15 protein-coding genes and 1 tRNA gene are annotated in these 16,527 nt (G+C 61.0%); 13 read left to right on the forward strand and 3 right to left on the reverse strand.

The features are described 5' to 3' along the window. Window positions 1-50: 50 nt before the first annotated feature. Window positions 51-827: a flagellar basal-body rod protein FlgF gene (gene flgF, locus DBAC_RS12075; RefSeq protein WP_015774578.1), complete on the reverse strand. Its 777-nt coding sequence runs from the start codon at window positions 825-827 to the stop codon at window positions 51-53. 136 nt (window positions 828-963) lie between these two features. Here flgF and DBAC_RS12080 point away from each other — a divergent pair. From DBAC_RS12080 to pnp, 11 genes are all read left to right on the forward strand, one after another. Beyond that, window positions 964-1,038 (forward strand) — tRNA-Gly (locus tag DBAC_RS12080). Window positions 1,039-1,124: 86 nt separating this feature from the next. Continuing rightward, on the forward strand, window positions 1,125-1,613 hold the full coding sequence (gene rimP, locus DBAC_RS12085) for a ribosome maturation factor RimP (protein WP_015774579.1): 489 nt from the start codon (window positions 1,125-1,127) through the stop codon (window positions 1,611-1,613). A 48-nt stretch (window positions 1,614-1,661) separates the two neighbouring features. Continuing rightward, window positions 1,662-2,987 (forward strand): transcription termination factor NusA, encoded by a 1,326-nt coding sequence (gene nusA / locus DBAC_RS12090; RefSeq protein ID WP_015774580.1) that lies wholly within the window; start codon window positions 1,662-1,664, stop codon window positions 2,985-2,987. Window positions 2,988-3,035: 48 nt separating this feature from the next. Then, window positions 3,036-3,245 (forward strand): YlxR family protein, encoded by a 210-nt coding sequence (locus tag DBAC_RS18430; RefSeq protein ID WP_015774581.1) that lies wholly within the window; start codon window positions 3,036-3,038, stop codon window positions 3,243-3,245. Beyond that, the gene (infB, locus tag DBAC_RS12095; RefSeq protein WP_015774582.1) at window positions 3,235-6,057 is read left to right on the forward strand and encodes a translation initiation factor IF-2; all 2,823 of its coding nucleotides are present in this window, start codon (window positions 3,235-3,237) and stop codon (window positions 6,055-6,057) included. Before DBAC_RS18430 ends, infB begins: the two co-directional genes overlap by 11 nt. A 178-nt stretch (window positions 6,058-6,235) precedes the next feature. Next, window positions 6,236-6,523 (forward strand): DUF503 domain-containing protein, encoded by a 288-nt coding sequence (locus DBAC_RS12100; RefSeq protein ID WP_015774583.1) that lies wholly within the window; start codon window positions 6,236-6,238, stop codon window positions 6,521-6,523. Between the two features lie 6 nt (window positions 6,524-6,529). Continuing rightward, entirely contained in the window at window positions 6,530-6,874 is a 345-nt protein-coding gene (gene rbfA / locus DBAC_RS12105) for a 30S ribosome-binding factor RbfA (RefSeq protein WP_015774584.1), read from the forward strand. Next, entirely contained in the window at window positions 6,849-7,811 is a 963-nt protein-coding gene (locus tag DBAC_RS12110; RefSeq protein WP_015774585.1) for a DHH family phosphoesterase, read from the forward strand. Before rbfA ends, DBAC_RS12110 begins: the two co-directional genes overlap by 26 nt. Beyond that, window positions 7,808-8,731, forward strand: a complete 924-nt coding sequence (gene truB / locus DBAC_RS12115) for a tRNA pseudouridine(55) synthase TruB (RefSeq protein WP_015774586.1) — start codon at window positions 7,808-7,810, stop codon at window positions 8,729-8,731. The genes DBAC_RS12110 and truB overlap by 4 nt, the downstream gene beginning before the upstream one ends. Before the next feature lie 64 nt (window positions 8,732-8,795). Next, window positions 8,796-9,065: a 30S ribosomal protein S15 gene (rpsO, locus tag DBAC_RS12120; RefSeq protein WP_015774587.1), complete on the forward strand. Its 270-nt coding sequence runs from the start codon at window positions 8,796-8,798 to the stop codon at window positions 9,063-9,065. 181 nt (window positions 9,066-9,246) lie between these two features. Next, on the forward strand, window positions 9,247-11,457 hold the full coding sequence (gene pnp / locus DBAC_RS12125) for a polyribonucleotide nucleotidyltransferase (RefSeq protein ID WP_015774588.1): 2,211 nt from the start codon (window positions 9,247-9,249) through the stop codon (window positions 11,455-11,457). A 403-nt stretch (window positions 11,458-11,860) separates the two neighbouring features. Here pnp and DBAC_RS12130 read toward each other — a convergent pair whose 3' ends face one another. Beyond that, window positions 11,861-12,811, reverse strand: coding sequence for a membrane protein (locus DBAC_RS12130; RefSeq protein WP_015774589.1), 951 nt, complete (start codon window positions 12,809-12,811; stop codon window positions 11,861-11,863). After that, window positions 12,808-13,167 carry a VanZ family protein gene (locus DBAC_RS18005; RefSeq protein ID WP_015774590.1) on the reverse strand — a complete coding sequence of 120 codons (360 nt, stop codon included), beginning with the start codon at window positions 13,165-13,167 and terminating at the stop codon, window positions 12,808-12,810. The genes DBAC_RS12130 and DBAC_RS18005 overlap by 4 nt, the downstream gene beginning before the upstream one ends. Window positions 13,168-13,249: 82 nt before the next feature. Between DBAC_RS18005 and lpxB the strand changes: the two genes are divergently transcribed. Together lpxB and cimA are read left to right on the forward strand one after the other, a co-directional pair. Then, entirely contained in the window at window positions 13,250-14,386 is a 1,137-nt protein-coding gene (gene lpxB, locus DBAC_RS12140) for a lipid-A-disaccharide synthase (RefSeq protein ID WP_015774591.1), read from the forward strand. A gap of 277 nt (window positions 14,387-14,663) precedes the next feature. Then, the gene (cimA, locus tag DBAC_RS12145) at window positions 14,664-16,283 is read left to right on the forward strand and encodes a citramalate synthase (RefSeq protein WP_015774593.1); all 1,620 of its coding nucleotides are present in this window, start codon (window positions 14,664-14,666) and stop codon (window positions 16,281-16,283) included. The last annotated feature ends 244 nt before the right edge of the window (window positions 16,284-16,527 follow it).

A 16,527-nucleotide genomic window follows, 5' to 3' on the forward strand; every position in this document is an offset into this window, starting at 1 on the left:
CCGCTCCCTTCTCGCCGCCCGCGATCACGCCGCGGGCCCGTACTGGAAATTTATCTCGGCGCGCCGACCTCTGCGATAGCCTTCTTGTCCTGTTCGAACGAGCCGCTGATCATCTTCTGGTAGGCTTCGAAAGCGCGCATGGCCTCGATCATGTTGACCATCTCCGAGACCACGTTCACGTTGGCCGCTTCCAAAAAGCCCTGCTCCACGGTGGAATCCTCGGCCGGGATGGCTTGTGCGTCCGCGCCGGGACGGATACGCAAAAGAGAGTTGCCCACCTTCTCCAAGGCGCGCGGGTCCTCGACCCGGACCAGTTCGATGGTGTCGATCAGTTCGCCGTTAACGGAAAACCCTCCGTCCGCATCCACCAGGACGGCCCCGCCCTCCGGCACCTGCAAAGGCCCACCCGCGCCCAGAAGCTGATTACCGTGAGCGTCCACGACAAAGCCTTCGGCCGAAAGATGGTACACGCCCTGGCGGGTCATAAATTCCCCTTCCGGCGTCTGGACCCGGAAAAAACCGTCCCCGGCGATGGCCAGGTCAAGCGGGTTGCCGGTGCTCTTCATGGGGCCCTGGGACATGTCGATGACCGCCTCGGAAATCCTGGGCTGAGCCAGAAGATTGGCCTGCGGCCACGGCACCTTATCGGTTAGCGTGGTGTTGGGATCGACCATGTCGTGGGCGTAACGGCGAAAGGTGTCCCGAAAGGCCAGTTTTTCACTCTTGAAGCCTGTGGTATTCACGTTCGCCAAATTATTGGCGATGCTATCCAGCCGATGCTGCTGGGTAAGAGCCCCGAATACGGCGCTATAACTGCTGTCTTGCATGTGGGGTCCTCCTTGGTAACGCTCATTGAGCAAATACCAGGCCAGTTGAGATGCGTACCGGCAGAGCGCGCAAGGGGCGCACTAAAAAAACACTTGACTGCCATCCCCCCCCTCATGCAAGGGAAACGGTTGCAGAGCGGGTGTAGCTCAATGGCAGAGTACAAGCTTCCCAAGCTTGGAGTCGCGAGTTCGACCCTCGTCACCCGCTCCACTCCTGTATGTGGTCATACTGATATTCGGTAGCTGATGGGGGTGGGCCTTTTCGTGGTCCACCTTTTTTTTTCCGGCAGGCGTAAAATGGACAAAAACGAAATACACGCAAGACTCATGGAAATGGTGACGCCCCTGTGTGAGGCCCGGGATCTCGAGGTCTGGGGCATCGAACTGCTCTTCGCGGCCGGGGGACGGCACAAGATCGTACGTGTTTACCTGGACTCGCAGCAGGGCGTCGGCATCGACGAGTGCTCGGAAGTCAGCAGACATCTGAGCCTGGCCCTGGACGTGGAGGACATCATTCCCGGCGCATTCAACCTGGAAGTGTCCTCACCCGGTCTTGAGCGGCCCTTTTTCTCTACGGAACAGATGCTACCCTATGTCGGGCAGACTGTGCGCATCCGCCTGGATAACCCGCTCGAGGGCAGAAAAAATTTCAAAGGGCGCCTGCTTTCCATAGAATCGCCCATGTTTACGCTATCCGACGACAGCACTACATTTGAATTGAACTGGGATGATGTGGGCAAAGCCAACCTCGTCTACGAGCCCTTCGACCAGGGCAAGAAACGATAAATTTCGGAATACGGCGGGTTGTTTCCGCACGGAGAACGGAGGACGTTCATGAATTTGGAACTCAAAAAAGCCATCGACCAGATCAGCAAGGACAAGGGCATCGACCGCGAGATGCTGATCGACACATTGGAAGAAGCCATTCGGGCCTCCGTGACCAAAAAATACGGCGACAAGATGGATATCGAGGTCACCTTCAACGAGGAGACCGGCGAGATCGAAGTCTACCAGTTTAAGATCGTGGTCGAGGAGATCGAAGATCCCGACACGGAGATTCTCATGGTCGACGCGCTCAAGCACGACCCCAACGTCGAACTGGACGACGCCATCGGATTCCGTCTGCAGGTCGAAGACCTGGGACGCATCGCGGCCCAGAGCGCCAAGCAGGTCATCATCCAGCGCATGCGCGACGCCGAGCAGGAAATCATTTTCGAGGAATACAAAAACCGCAAGGGCGAGATCGTCAGCGGCATCATCCAACGCCGCGACCGTTCCGGCTGGATCATCAACCTCGGACGGACCGAGGCCCTCCTGCCCAAAGACAAGCAGATTCCACGCGAACGCTTCCGCCAGGGCGACCGGGTCGAGGGACTCATCATCGAAGTACGCAAGGAAGGACGCGGGCCGCAGATCATCATCACCCGCTCCGATCCCGAGTACATGACCGCCCTGTTCCGCCGTGAAGTTCCCGAAGTGGCCGACGGCACCGTGAACATCATGGGCGTAGCCCGGGATCCGGGCCTGCGCGCCAAGGTCACGGTCCTGTCCCAGGATTCCAACGTCGATCCGGTCGGAGCCTGTGTCGGCATCCGCGGGTCGCGCATCCACAGCATCGTGCAGGAGCTGCGCGGCGAGCGCATCGACATCGTACTCTGGAGCCCTGACATCGCCACCTACGCGGCCAACGCCCTGTCTCCGGCGCGCATCTCCAAGATCGCCATCGACGACGAGGAAAAATCCCTGGAGGTCGTGGTCCCCGAGGATCAGCTGACCCCGGCCATCGGCAAGAAGGGCCAGAACGTCAAGCTCGCGGCCAAGCTTCTGGGCTGGAAGATCGACATTTTCACCAACACCCGCTTCAACAAGGTGCACAAGGACCGCCACCTGCTGGAACAGCTGGCCAGCGCGGCCCAGGTTTCCATCGCGGACTTCGCCGAGGCCGGCTTCGACTCGTTGGAAGCCATGGCCGCCTGCACCAACGAGCAGCTGCTCGACATCCAGGGCATCAGTGAAGAAAATATCGGCGCCCTGCGCGGAGCGTTGAACCTCCTCATCAGCCAGAACCGGGAAGAAACCCCGGAAGAATCCGAACCATCGGAAGTAAAAGGCCTGGTCGAAGGGGAAGATGCGGATTACGCGGACGGAGACGAAGCATAGATGATTCCAGCGGATGACAAGACTGCCTGCACCCAAGGACCGATACGCATGTGCGTGATCTGCAGGCAGCGTTTTTCCAAAGACGAACTATATAGATTTACCTGCCCTGTTCACGGAGAGCTCACTCTGACCGCTGACAGCACCGGAAAAACACCGGGACGGGGTTTTTATCTTTGCCGCGATGCGGCGTGCCGGAACAAATTCGAGCGATTCAAGGGCTGGCAGAAGAAATGTAAGGGGGTTGGGCATGTCCACTAGATTGCGGGTGAGAGACCTTGCCACGGAGCTTGATATCTCCAGCAAGGATTTAATGACGTTATTGCGGGAACTCAAAATCCCGGCCAAGAGCCATATGAGCAGCCTGACCGACGAAGAAGTCGGACAGGTCCGCAATCACCACCAGAACCGGGCCGCAACGCCCCAGGTCGTGGACACGCGCGCCACCACGGGCGTCATCGTGCGCAAGCGGCACAAGGTCGCGGCCACTGAAACCCCGGCCGAAGAGCCCGCCCCGATCGAGGTGGAAGCGCCCGAAGAGACGGTGGAGAAGCCCAAGACGCGCAAGCCTTCACGTGCGGTCATCGTCACTCCGGCGCGCATCATCGAGGAAGCCCCGAGCAGCGCAGCCGAGGCAGACAAGCCTGCGGTGGAAGAGGCCCCTGCGGCCGAAGCCCCGGTCACCGAAGCACCTGCCGCCATGGAAGAGGCCCCTGAGCAGGCTGTTGCCGCGGAATCGGCCACTGTCGCTCCCGCCGCTGCGGAAGAAAAGGTCACGGCATCCGCCGAGACTCCCGGCGAAACCGCTGCGGAAACCGAAGGCGAATCGGAAGAAGCCGGGCGCGCCCGCAAGAAGGCCAAAAAAGCCAAGCCCGCTCCTCCCTCCGTTCAGGTCAAGATCATCTCCAGACCCACCATCGTCGAATTTCCCGATACCCGTGTCGATGGCCAGCCAGTCCGCCCCATGGGACCGGCAGCGCGCCCCATGGGACCGGCAGGCTATACCCCGCGTCCCTCCGGACCCGGCACGCGCCCCTCCGGCCCAGGCGGTCCTGGTGGCCCCGGTGGCCCGCGTCCGAGCACCCCGCGTCCCTCCGGTCCGCCCAGCCTCGGCGCTCCGCCCCGCCCCGCTCCCGAAAGTGAAGGCGCCAAGGACAGCCGCGGCAAGAAGAAGAAGGGCCGCCGCACGGTGGAGGCTGCCGATCTGTACCGCAAGGAAGAATTCTCCATGGGCAAGGGCAAGAAGGCCCAGCGCGCCGAGGCGCGCAGAGCCGGCGGAGCCCGGGCCCAGGCCCAGAACACGCAGCCGCTCAAGGCATCCAAGCGCAAGATCCGGATCGACGACACCATCCGGTTGACGGACCTGGCCCATCAGATGGGCATCAAGGCCCAGGACCTGATCAAAAAACTCTTTTCCCTGGGCGTGATGGCCACCATCAACCAATCCCTGGATTTTGACACGGCCCTGCTCCTGGCCGCCGAATTCAAGTACGAAGTGGAGAGGGCCGGTTTCTCCGAAGACGATTTCCTGCTGCCCAAGGAAGCGGACAAGGCCGAAGACTTGAAGCCCCGTCCGCCCGTCGTGACCATCATGGGCCACGTCGACCACGGCAAGACCTCGCTCCTTGACGCCATCCGCTCCACCAGCGTCGCCTCCGGCGAAGCCGGCGGCATCACGCAGCATATCGGCGCCTACCATGTGGCCACCTCACGGGGCGAGATTGTCTTCCTGGACACCCCCGGCCATGAGGCGTTCACGACCATGCGCGCCCGTGGCGCCAAGGTCACGGACATTGTCGTCCTGGTCGTAGCGGCCGACGACGGCGTCATGGAACAGACCAAGGAAGCCGTCAGCCACTCCAAGGCGGCGGGCGTTCCCATCGTCGTGGCCGTGAACAAGATGGACAAGGAAGGAGCCGATCCGGACCGCGTCAAACGCGAGCTGTCCGATCTGGGCCTGATGCCCGAGGACTGGGGCGGAGACACCATCTTCGCCCACGTCTCGGCCAAGAAGCGCGAAGGCCTGGACGAACTCCTCGAACTTATCCTGCTGCAGGCCGAAGTGCTCGACCTCAAGGCCAACCCGGACAAACCCGGTCGCGGTCACATCGTCGAGGCCAAGCTGGACAAGGGTCGCGGTCCCGTGGGCACGGTTCTCATCCAGGAAGGCCAGATCACCCAGGGCGACGCCTTTGTCTGCGGCATGATCAGCGGCAAGGTCCGCGCCATGTTCGATGACCAGGGCCGGCAGATCAAGACCGCCGGACCGGCCATCCCGACCGAGATCCAGGGCTTTGAAGGCATCCCCGAGGCAGGCGACGAGTTCGTCATCGTCAAGGACGAGAAGGTTGCCCGCAAGATCGCCGAGGACCGCCGCGTCAAGCATCGCGATAAGGAGCTGGCCAAGGAATCCAAGGTCACGCTGGAAAGCTTCCTGGCCACCAAGGCCGGTGAAGAGGCCCAGAACCTGAACCTGCTCCTTAAAGCCGACGTGCAGGGCTCGCTTGAGGCAATTTCCGAAGCCTTGCGCAAGCTGTCCACGGACGAGATCAAGATCGTCCTCATCCATGGCGGCGCCGGAGCCATCACCGAGTCCGACATTCTGCTGGCATCGGCCTCCAATGCCATCATCATCGGGTTCAACATCCGCCCCACGGCCAAGATCAAGGAAGTGGCGGAGCAGGAAAAGGTCGACATCCGCTTCTACGACATCATCTACAAACTGGTGGATGACATCAAGGCGGCTATGTCCGGCATGCTCTCCCCCGACATCAAGGAAGTGTACCTTGGTCAGGCCGATGTGCAGCAGGTCTTCAGCGTGCCCAAGATCGGCAATATCGCCGGCTGCATGGTCAGCGACGGCAAGCTCAGGCGCAATGCGGGCATCCGCCTGCTGCGCGACGGCGTGGTCATCTACACCGGCAAGCTCAGCTCCCTGAAGCGATTCAAGGACGACGCCAAGGAAGTGACCAAGGGCTACGATTGCGGCGCGGGCCTGGAGAACTTCAATGATATCAAGGTCGGCGATATCATCGAAGCCTTCGAACTGGTCGAGGAAGCCCGGACCATCTAGGCCTGGGCGGCCGTGAAGATCGACAGCGATCTTCACGGCACGAAAACGAAGGCATGGATCCCCGCCAGCGCGGGGATGACGCTCGGAACCGTGCGTCGCATCCGTGTCATTCCCGCGCTGGCGGGAATCCATGCCTTTCATTTTTTCAGCACGTTGGATTCACGAGCGGCACTCAGCCATGATCATCGGCACCCTGCGCCTTGAATTCAGGCTGCATGGCGTTTTTTCCTTGAAGGAAAAACGAAAAAGCGCCAACAGTTTGAAGCAGAAGCTGCGCAACACCTTCAATGTGTCCGTGGCCGAAACCGAAGCCCAGGATTCCCATCAGGTCCTGGTTCTCGGAGTGGTTACGGTTTCCAACGACACGGCACACGTGCACAGCCGTCTGTCCAAAGTCCTGGCCATGGTGGAAGCTTCCACCGCCGACGAGCTTGTTCATGCCGACATGAACGTATTTGGAGCCTGATTTTTTATGCAAAGAAGTAATTCGAGACGCGCCATTCAGATGGGCGATCAGATCATGCAGGTCCTGGCCTCGCTCCTGATTCAGGAAGTCGAGGACCCGACCCTTGCCCTTGTCACTATCACGGGAGTGCGTTTGAACCGGGATTTCAGCATCGCCGAGGTTCTCTATACTCATCTGCGCGGACGCGCGGCGGAGCCGGAGATCACCAAGGCACTCTACCACGCCAAGGGTTTCCTGCGTTCGCGACTGAGCAAGGAGCTCAACCTGCGCGGCATCCCGGACTTGCGCTTCCAGTGGGACACCTTTCTCGAGGACATGGTGTACGATGCCCCTCCTGAAACAGATAGCTGAGCAGATCCGGGACGCGGACAACTTCCTGGTCCTCGCCCATGTTTCCCCGGACGGTGACGCCCTGGGTTCCATGCTGGCCATGGGAGAGCTGCTCGATACCCTGGGCAAGAAGGTCCGTCTGTTCAACGAGTCCGGCATCCCGCGCCGGTTCGAATGGCTTGCGCCCAAACGCGAAATTCTGACCCAGCTGCCCGAAGAAGAACCGGATAACCTCATCGTTCTGGACTGCGGCAGCGCCGAGCGTGCCGGAGACCTCATCGCGCCGTGGCTGAAAACCAAGAAGGTGTTCAACTTCGACCACCACCTGGGAAATCCCATGTTCGGCACCGTGAACTGGGTCGAACAACGCGCCTCATCGGTGGGCGAGATGGTCGGCATGCTGGCCCGAAAGCTCGGCGTTCCGCTGGTGGGCCTCCTGGGCGAGTATGTCTATCTGGCGCTCATCTCCGACACCGGAGACTTCTGTTTCAACAACACTCGTCCTGAAACACTTGAAATGGCTGCCGAAATCCTGCGTCTGGGTCTTTTGCCCGGACCTTTCCACGAGCAGAAACAATCCACCGGAACCCTGAACCAGCTGCAGATGCGCGGCACTGTCCTGCAACGGGCACGCCTGTACGCGGACGGACGGATCTGCCTCATCTCCTTCACGCGCGAATTATTCGAGCAGACGGGGACAGGCCCCGAGGATACCGAGGGGCTGGTCAACACCGTCCTCTATGTAAGCGGGGTGCAGGTGGCCATCAGTTTGCGCGAGGAAGACCAGGGCATCAAATTTTCGTTGCGCTCCAAAGGCAGCACCAACGTGCAGACCGTGGCCTTCCGCTTTGGCGGCGGCGGTCATCGCAACGCTGCCGGCGGGACCCTGCTCCTGGACATGGACCAGGCCAAAACGACCATGATCCAGGCCGTAACCGAGGAGCTGGCCAACTCATGAGCGTCCCGGGCCTGAAACAACTTGACGGGGTGCTGGTTTTGCATAAACCGGGAGGCCCGACCTCTGCGGATTGCCTGAATCAGATCAAGCGCCGCCTGGGGCAAAAAAAAATCGGCCACGCCGGCACCCTCGACCCTATGGCAACGGGCGTGCTGGTGGTCCTGCTCGGACAGGGCACGAAGCTGGCCGGGTATTTGAGCGATGATCGCAAAACCTACCGGGGACGCCTGATCCTGGGGCAGGCCACGGACAGCTACGATGTGCAGGGCAAGGTGCTCTCCGAGGCACCCTGGGAACACCTGGACCCGGAAGCAGTGCGGAGTGAAGTCCTCGGCTGGAAGGGGACCATGAGCCAGGAAGTGCCCCCCGTATCGGCGGCCAAGCACCAGGGCAAGCCCCTGTATGCCTTGCACCGGGCCGGTAAAGAGGTCCCGGTCAAAGTCAAGGATGTGACAATTTTCGACTCGCAGCTTCTATCCATGGAGCTGCCGAGTGTTCATTTTCGAGTCACCTGTTCCGCAGGAACCTACATCCGCTCCCTGGCCCACAGCCTGGGGATGCGACTTGGGTGCGGAGCGGTGCTCAGCGAACTGGAGCGGGAGGCAAGCCACCCGTTCACCCTCGCCCAGGCTCATAGTCTGGAAACGGTGCTGGAAAGCGGGGATCAGCTTCATGAGCTGGTCCTGCCCATGACAAATGCCCTGCCCCACTGGCCCAAGCTCGTGCTCGACCCCGAGCAGACCGCGCTGGTCCAGAACGGGGCATGGCTGCCAACCAGCCTCTTTCCCGATTATCCGGCCCAGGAAGGGGACCGGGCGCTCATGCTCTCTGCCGATCGGGCCCCCCTGGCCCTGATGGAAGCGGGCATGCGCACGGGCGTCCTGTCCTGGGTCATCCTGCGCGGGCTTTGGCAAGCCTGACGGCTCTGGTTCGCAACGTGGATATGGTCAGGTGGAAGAAACATGATAACCGGAGGATATGGCTGTGGTCTTAACCCCTGAACGCAAGGCTGAAGTTGTAAAGGAATATGGCAAAACCGAAACCGATACCGGGTCTCCTGAAGTGCAGGTAGCACTGTTGACCCAGCGGATTACGTACCTGACTGACCATTTCAAGGGTCACAAGAAGGACTTCCATTCCCGCACAGGTCTCTTGAAGCTCGTCGGCAAACGCAGACAGCTTCTGAACTACCTGAAGAAAAAAGACATTCAGCGTTACCGCGATCTGATCGCAAAACTCGGTCTGCGCAAGTAGACATCTAAAAAGGCGGGACCTTGGGGTCCCGCCTGCCCTTTTTTGAACCGCACTCCCGGCAGCACTTCATGCCTGCGGTTTTGTGTTTAGTGCATGGCTCAACCCTCGTTGAACCATACCCTAAACACCAAACCCGCCGCCGCTGCCCTCCCGGAGTGCCCAAACCATCATGAGGCATACTATGGCAGCTTTTCAGACCACCAGACGCACCATCCCCATGGGCGACAGTGAAATCATCATCGAACACGGCAAGCTCGCGCTGCAGGCCAGCGGTGCCGTAACCGTGCAGTGGGGCGACACCGTCGTTCTGGTCACGGCCACCCATCAGGCCCTGGACCGGGTCGTGGATTTTCTTCCCCTGACCTGCAACTATCAGGAAATGCTCTATTCCGCCGGTCGCGTCCCGGGCAACTATTTTCGCCGCGAAGTGGGCCGCCCCAGCGAGCACGAGACCCTGACCTCCCGGCTCATGGACCGCCCCATCCGTCCGCTCTTTCCCAAGGGCTGCACCAATGAGATCCAGGTCATCGCCACGGTCATCTCCTCGGACAAGGAGCGCTCCGCCGACATCCTGGCCATGCTGGGCGCATCCACGGCCCTGCACATCTCCGAGATCCCCTTCGCCGGTCCCATTGCGGCCATCCGCGTGGGCTATCGTGACGGAAAATTTCTCCTCAATCCCACGGCCACGGAGCTTGCCACAAGCCAGCTGAACATGATCCTGGCCGGTTCGCGCGACGCGGTGGTCATGGTCGAAGGCGGAGCCCAGTTCCTGTCCGAGGACATCATGACCGAGGCCGTAGCCTGGGGACACGCCCAGCTCGGGCCCCTGCTCGATGCCCAGGAAGAGCTGCGCAAGGAGCTTGGCAGAGAGAAATTCACGGTCACTCCCCCGACCGAAGACACGGAACTGATTGAAGCCGTGGCCGGACTTGCCACCGCTCCTCTGACCGAAGCCCTGGCAGTGCCCGGCAAGATGGATCGCCGCGATGCCAAGAAAAAGGTCAAGCAGAATCTGATGGAAGCCCTGATGGCGAAATACGCCGAGACTCCCGAACGAATCAGGGGCGTTGGCGAGATCATGGAAAAGCTGGAGAAGAAGATCGTCCGCCAGCGTATCATGACCGACAAGATCCGCATCGACGGCCGCGATCTGACCACGGTCCGTCCCCTGATCATGGAAGTGGGTTTTCTGCCTCGCACCCATGGCTCGGCCATCTTCACGCGCGGCGAGACCAAGGCCCTGTGCACATGCACCCTCGGCAGCACCCGCGACGAGCAGCGCATCGAGACCCTGGCCGGCGATACATCCAGGCGCTTCCTGATGCACTACAACTTCCCGCCGTACAGCGTGGGTGAAGCCCGCATGCTGCGCGCCCCCGGACGCCGCGAAATCGGCCATGGCGCCCTGTCGGAGCGAGCCCTGAATCCTGTTCTGCCCGAGCCGGACGCGTTCCCGTTCACCATCCGTGTCGTCTCCGACATCATGGAATCCAACGGTTCCTCCTCCATGGCCTCCGTCTGCGGCGGCACCCTTGCGCTCATGGACGCGGGCGTGCCCATCAAGACCCCCATCGCGGGCATCGCCATGGGCCTGATCAAGGAAGGCGACGAATACCTCGTCCTGACCGACATCCTCGGTGACGAAGACCACTTGGGCGACATGGACTTCAAGGTCGCGGGCAGCCGCGACGGCGTGACCTCCATCCAGATGGACATCAAGATTGCGGGCATCCCGGCCGAAGTCATGCAGAAAGCCCTGCACCAGGCCAAGGACGCCCGCGTGCACATCCTCGATCAGATGGAGGCGCTTATCGCCGCCCCCAGAGGCGAGCTGTCCAAGTTTGCTCCGCAGATGGACATCGTGCACATTTCGCAGGACAAGATCCGCGAAGTCATCGGACCCGGCGGCAAGAACATCAAAGCCATCTGCGAAGCAACCAAGGCCGACATCGACATCGACGATTCGGGCAAGATCTCCATCTTCGCCCCGGATTCCGTCTCCTTGGCCAAGGCCCGGGAAATGGTGCTCTACTACGACCAGAAGGCCGAACTGAACAAGGACTATGACGGCATCGTCAAAAAGATCATGGACTTCGGCGCGTTCATCGAGATCCTGCCCGGGCTTGAAGGCCTGTGCCACATCTCGCAGCTGGCCCGTGACCGCGTCAACGTGGTGACGGATGTGGTCCAGGAAGGCGACGCCATCCGCGTCCGTGTCATCGACATCGAACCTTCCGGACGCATCAAGCTCAGCCGCAAGGCCATCATCCTCGAAGAACTGGGCGAAGAGCCCGAGCCGGTTCAGCCCCGCTCCGACCGCCCGCGCAGCGACAGACCGCGCGGCGGGGACAGACCGCGCGGCGGCGATCGCGGCGGACCACGCCGCTAAACAACCATCACAAAAAACCCGGGCTAACCCCCCGGGTTTTTCTTTTTGTTTGGAGCCTTGAGATTGGGCGCGTTGAGATTGGGCGCGGGTCGGCGTGGCGGTACGCAAGGGGGGAGTCCCCCTGCCCGCCAAAGGCAAAAAAATCCCGACCGGGCTCAAGGCTGGCTGGCGGCATGGTCTTGAGACTCGTCGGCTGTTTGACCGAGCCAGGCATCGTTGGTTGAATCGTTGCCTGACGCGCTGCCGAAAATTTTCCGCTCGTCACGCAACGATTCAACCCTACGAGGCCGGCGAGGGAGTTCCGGCGGGGCTCAAGGCCATGACGCCAGCCGGCCGCATGTCGTTCGGGAAAATGATTCTTGTCTTAAGTTTTAAGTTTTAGGTTTTAATTTTCTCTTTCCGCTCAACTTACCCAGTAATACACCGCCCCGCAGAAAATGAGGCTGGCCACGCGGAAGCCCTGGCTGCAGATGATGAGTTCCAGGGCCAGCTTCGGCCTGAAGATACCTGCGTAGTAGGGAAACTGATGCCGAAAGGCGCGCATGGGCGAGGACAGGACGTTGCCGACAATAAGGGCCATGACCACATCGCGCACGGACATGGAGCCCGCGTCAAGAAGCGCCCCGGCGGCGGCCATGCCTGCGGAGAACTCGGCGGCCAGCTGAAAGACGATGATACCCACGGCTTTCGGGTGCAGCCAGGACATGGCGCTCATGTGCTCGGCCAGAAAATGCTCAACGGCTGTAAACATCCCGAACTTGTTCATGAAGTGCACGCCGACATAAATGGGGGCGGTGATCATGACGATCTTTCTGATGCGCCGCCGGAAACGCTTCCACGTCTTCTCCAGGACCTGACGCGCCACAAGCTTTTCCTCGGCGGGCAGGTCCATGGCATGGCAGCGGTCGATCCCGGTCAGAAGAATCCGCCCGATGAAGAGGATCAGAACCGTGCGCAGCAGGGCCGCGCCCACGGTGATGCCCAGGTAGACCACGGCCGCAGACTTGAGAATGGGCACGGTGATGAAGATCATGCTCGGCAGATGCAGGAAGTAGGTCGGCAGGCTGTTGAAGAGATTGGTCAAGATGAGTTCGCGGCGGGACAGCTTGCCCTGGTCGTAGGCCTCGGCCAGCATGGTGTTGGCCGTGATGCCGGAAACAAAGGCCATGGAAAAGCTGGCCGCCGAGATTTCGCACATGCGCCCGATGCGGGTCAGCGGGTTGGCCAGACGCGCCATGAAACGGGTCCAGTGCATGGCCTCGACGAGGTTGCCGACAAAAAGGCCCACGGACACAAGGCCGATGAGCTTGCACAGCGGCCAGAGAATCTGCGCCCACAACTCCGCCAGGCTCATGCCGACCTTCCCGCATGTTTAACGCGCAGCAGCGCGACCGCCGCGCCGATTCCAGCCCCGAGTGTGTTGGCCGCCACGTCCCAGAGTTCCATGAATCGCCCCGTGGGCAAAGCGCCCTGGGCAATTTCAAGCAGCAGCCCAAGGCCAGCCGCCAGCCAGAAAGGAGACAGCCGAAAACCTTTCCAGCCCGCAGGCCAGAAAAAAACCATCAGGCCATAGGCCAGAAAGTGAAAAGCCTTGTCGCTCTGGTCCGGGGCCCCGGACATGTCCACCGGAACCAAAGATCCCACGATAAGGCCCAGCACGTAGGCCGCAAAGAGAAGCTTGTGCAGGGAGATGACCGTATTTTCACGCATGGCCTCACCTATGCCAAAGGTCTGGACAGGGCAAGGGTTCGGGCTTCTTGTTATTTTGGCGCCAAAGAATTACTGCCACGCCATGACAAACGCGCCCACCATCTGGATAAACGCAGGCGAAACCTCCGGCGACCTGCATGGCCAGCTTCTGGTCCAGGCCCTGCGAGAGCAGTGTCCCGGAGCCTCGTTCATGGGCATGGCCGGACCGGCCATGCGCGAGGAGGGGGTCAAAGCCCAGCTGCGAACCGAGGATCTGTCGGTCATGGGCTTCACCGAGGTTTTGGCCCAGCTACCCAAAATCATGAATCTTTTACGCGTCCTGAAAGGCCAGCTGGCAACGATTCGTCCAGATGTGGTGGTCGTCATCGACGCCCCTGATTTTCACTTCCGCGTGGCCCGCATTGCGCAGAGCCTGGGCATCCCCGTCGTGTACTACATCAGCCCCAAGCTCTGGGCCTGGCGCGAGGGCCGGGTGGATTTTTTGCGCCGCCACGTGGATCGCCTCGTCTCCATCCTTCCTTTTGAAGTCGACTTCTATGCCCGCCACGGCATGGCCATCGACTATGTCGGCCATCCCCTGCTTGATTCCCTCAGAACACAGAAAATCCTGGCAACGAAGCCGCTCCCAAACCGCATCGGCATCCTGCCCGGCAGCCGCAAGCGCGAGATCACGTCCCTTCTGCCCGTATTCTCCCGCGCCGCCGCCCTGCTGGCCGCCCGCCATCCGGGCCTGGAATTTGTCCTGCCCGTGGCTCCGGGCATGGACCGCGATCTGATCAACAGTTGCTGGACCTCCGAGACCCCCGTCACCCTGGTCGACAGTTCATCCCGCTACGAACTCATGCGCTCCTGCCGGGCCATCATGGCCGCTTCGGGCACGGCTACGCTAGAGACGGCCCTGCTCGAAGTGCCCACGGCCGTGGCCTACAAATTTTCGCCGCTGACGTATCTGTTGGGGCGGATGCTGGTGAAGGTGCCCTTCATCTCCCTGCCCAACCTGATCCTGGGCGAATCCGTGTTTCCTGAATTCTTGCAGCGCGATGCCAACCCCTCGGCCCTGGCGGCAACCATGTCGCAATGGATAAAGGACACTCCCGCGCGCGCCCACGTTTTGGAACAGCTGGGCACACTGCCCGGCCTGCTCGGCAATGGCGGAGCCACGGCCCGGGCGGCGAAAATCGTGCTGGAGACCATGCGAAAACCAAGCTACCCTGCCTGATCCGAGGCTTGGAGCCAAAGATCATGCTTGACAATCGATTCTCCATTGTTCATCACCTTCATGAGAAAAACACCATGAAAAACATCATCGCCCCCATTTCCATTATTATCATTTCCGTGATTGAAAAATCACGGCCGGGGGAGTGAGGCGTCCGCGCAAGCGGTCATCCACGTAAGCAATAAGCCCCCGGCCGCAAGGTTCGGGGGCTTTTTCATTACAAAACACGCCAGGCCCGCCGGGCATGGAACCATGAACGGCGCACACCGCCAGGAGCACAATGAACACCATCCAGATCTACGACACCACCCTGCGCGACGGCACCCAATCCGAAGAGCTGAACCTGTCCACCGAAGACAAACTGCGCATCGCCACCAGACTCGATCAGCTTGGCGTGGCCTATATCGAAGGCGGATGGCCCGGCTCCAACCCCAAGGACAAGCGCTTTTTCGCGGAGATGAAGCAGTACCAGCTGAGCACCGCCAAACTGGCCGCCTTCGGCTCCACCCACGCCGCCAAGGGCACGGCTGAGAGCGACGCCAACCTGCTGGCCCTCATCGAGTCCGAAGCGCCGGTGCTGACCATTTTCGGCAAGACCTGGGACATACACGTCACCGACGCGCTCAAGATCACGCTGGAGCGCAACCTCGAACTCATCCGCGACTCCCTGGCCTTTTTGCGCCCCCATGCCGATGAGCTTTTCTACGATGCTGAACATTTCTTCGACGGCTACAAGAAGAACGCCGACTACGCCATTTCCTGCCTGCAGATGGCCATGGACGCCGGGGCGGACCTGCTGGTGCTCTGCGACACCAACGGCGGCAGCCTGCCGGAGGAAATCGCCGCCATCATGGACACCGTGCGCGAGCGTCTGCCCAAGGCGCGCCTTGGCATCCACGTGCACAACGACTGCGAGCTGGCCGTGGCCAATTCCCTGGCCGCCGTGCGCCATGGGGCGGTCCAGGTGCAGGGCACCATCAACGGCTACGGCGAGCGCTGCGGCAACGCCAACCTCTGCTCCATCATCGGAAATCTGGAACTCAAGATGGGCTATTCCTGCCTACCCCAGGGGCATCTGGAGCGCCTGACCGACACCTCGGCCTTTGTGGCCGAAGTGGCCAACCTGCGCTGTTTCAAGCGCCAGCCCTACACGGGGCAATCCGCCTTCACGCACAAGGGCGGGGTGCACGTCGCGGCCGTGCGCCGCAACCCGCGCACCTACGAGCACATCGAACCCGAGCTGGTCGGTAACAAGCAGCGCATCATCCTTTCGGACCTGGCCGGGCAGTCGAACATTCTTTTCAAGGCCAAGCAGTACGGGTTCGAGCTGGACAAGGGCGATCCCTTTGTTCTTGAACTCCTGACGGAGCTCAAGAACCGCGAGGACCAGGGCTACGAATACTCCGCCGCCGAAGCGTCCTACGAACTGCTGGTCAACAGGGTGTTGGGCCGGGCGCGCAACTACTTTAGACTGATGAGCTTCCGCATCCTGGACTCGGTCTTCACCGAGGGCGTCGAACCCTTCACCGAGGCCACGGTCATGCTGCGCGTGGGCGGGATGGTCGAGCACACGGCGGCCACGGGCAAGGGACCGGTCAACGCCATGGACTGCGCCCTGCGCAAGGGGCTGGAACGGTTCTACCCGAACCTGAACGAAATGCGTCTGATGGACTTCAAGGTGCGGGTCCTGGCCGTGGCGAACAAGGAAGAGGGCCACAGCGGAACGGCCTCGGTGGTGCGGGTGCTGATCGAATCCGGGGATCAGAAGAGCCGCTGGACCACGGTGGGCGTGTCCTACAACATCATCGAGGCCAGCCGCCAGGCGCTGGAGGACTCCATCAACTACAAGCTCTTCAAGGACGACCAGAAAAAGCTGACCCAGGCCATCCGCGAAATTTAAAACAGTCTCTGAATTTTCGGGACCCCATACTGCTGAAAAGCGTCACCTCAAAACCCTCGTCACATGACGGGGGTTTTGTCGTTCAAGCGCCATGTCACAACTCATTCTGTGCGCGGACGGCAAACCTGAGGGAGAGCCTCTACCCGGAGCATGGTTCCATGGATGGCCTGATCGCAGATACCTAAAAACAAACCCTAGCCGAAAATTTCGGCGAGGGTTTGTCAGTAGTCTGAGACCCGGCGCG

The organism is Desulfomicrobium baculatum DSM 4028 (genome assembly GCF_000023225.1).
GTDB lineage: Bacteria > Desulfobacterota > Desulfovibrionia > Desulfovibrionales > Desulfomicrobiaceae > Desulfomicrobium > Desulfomicrobium baculatum.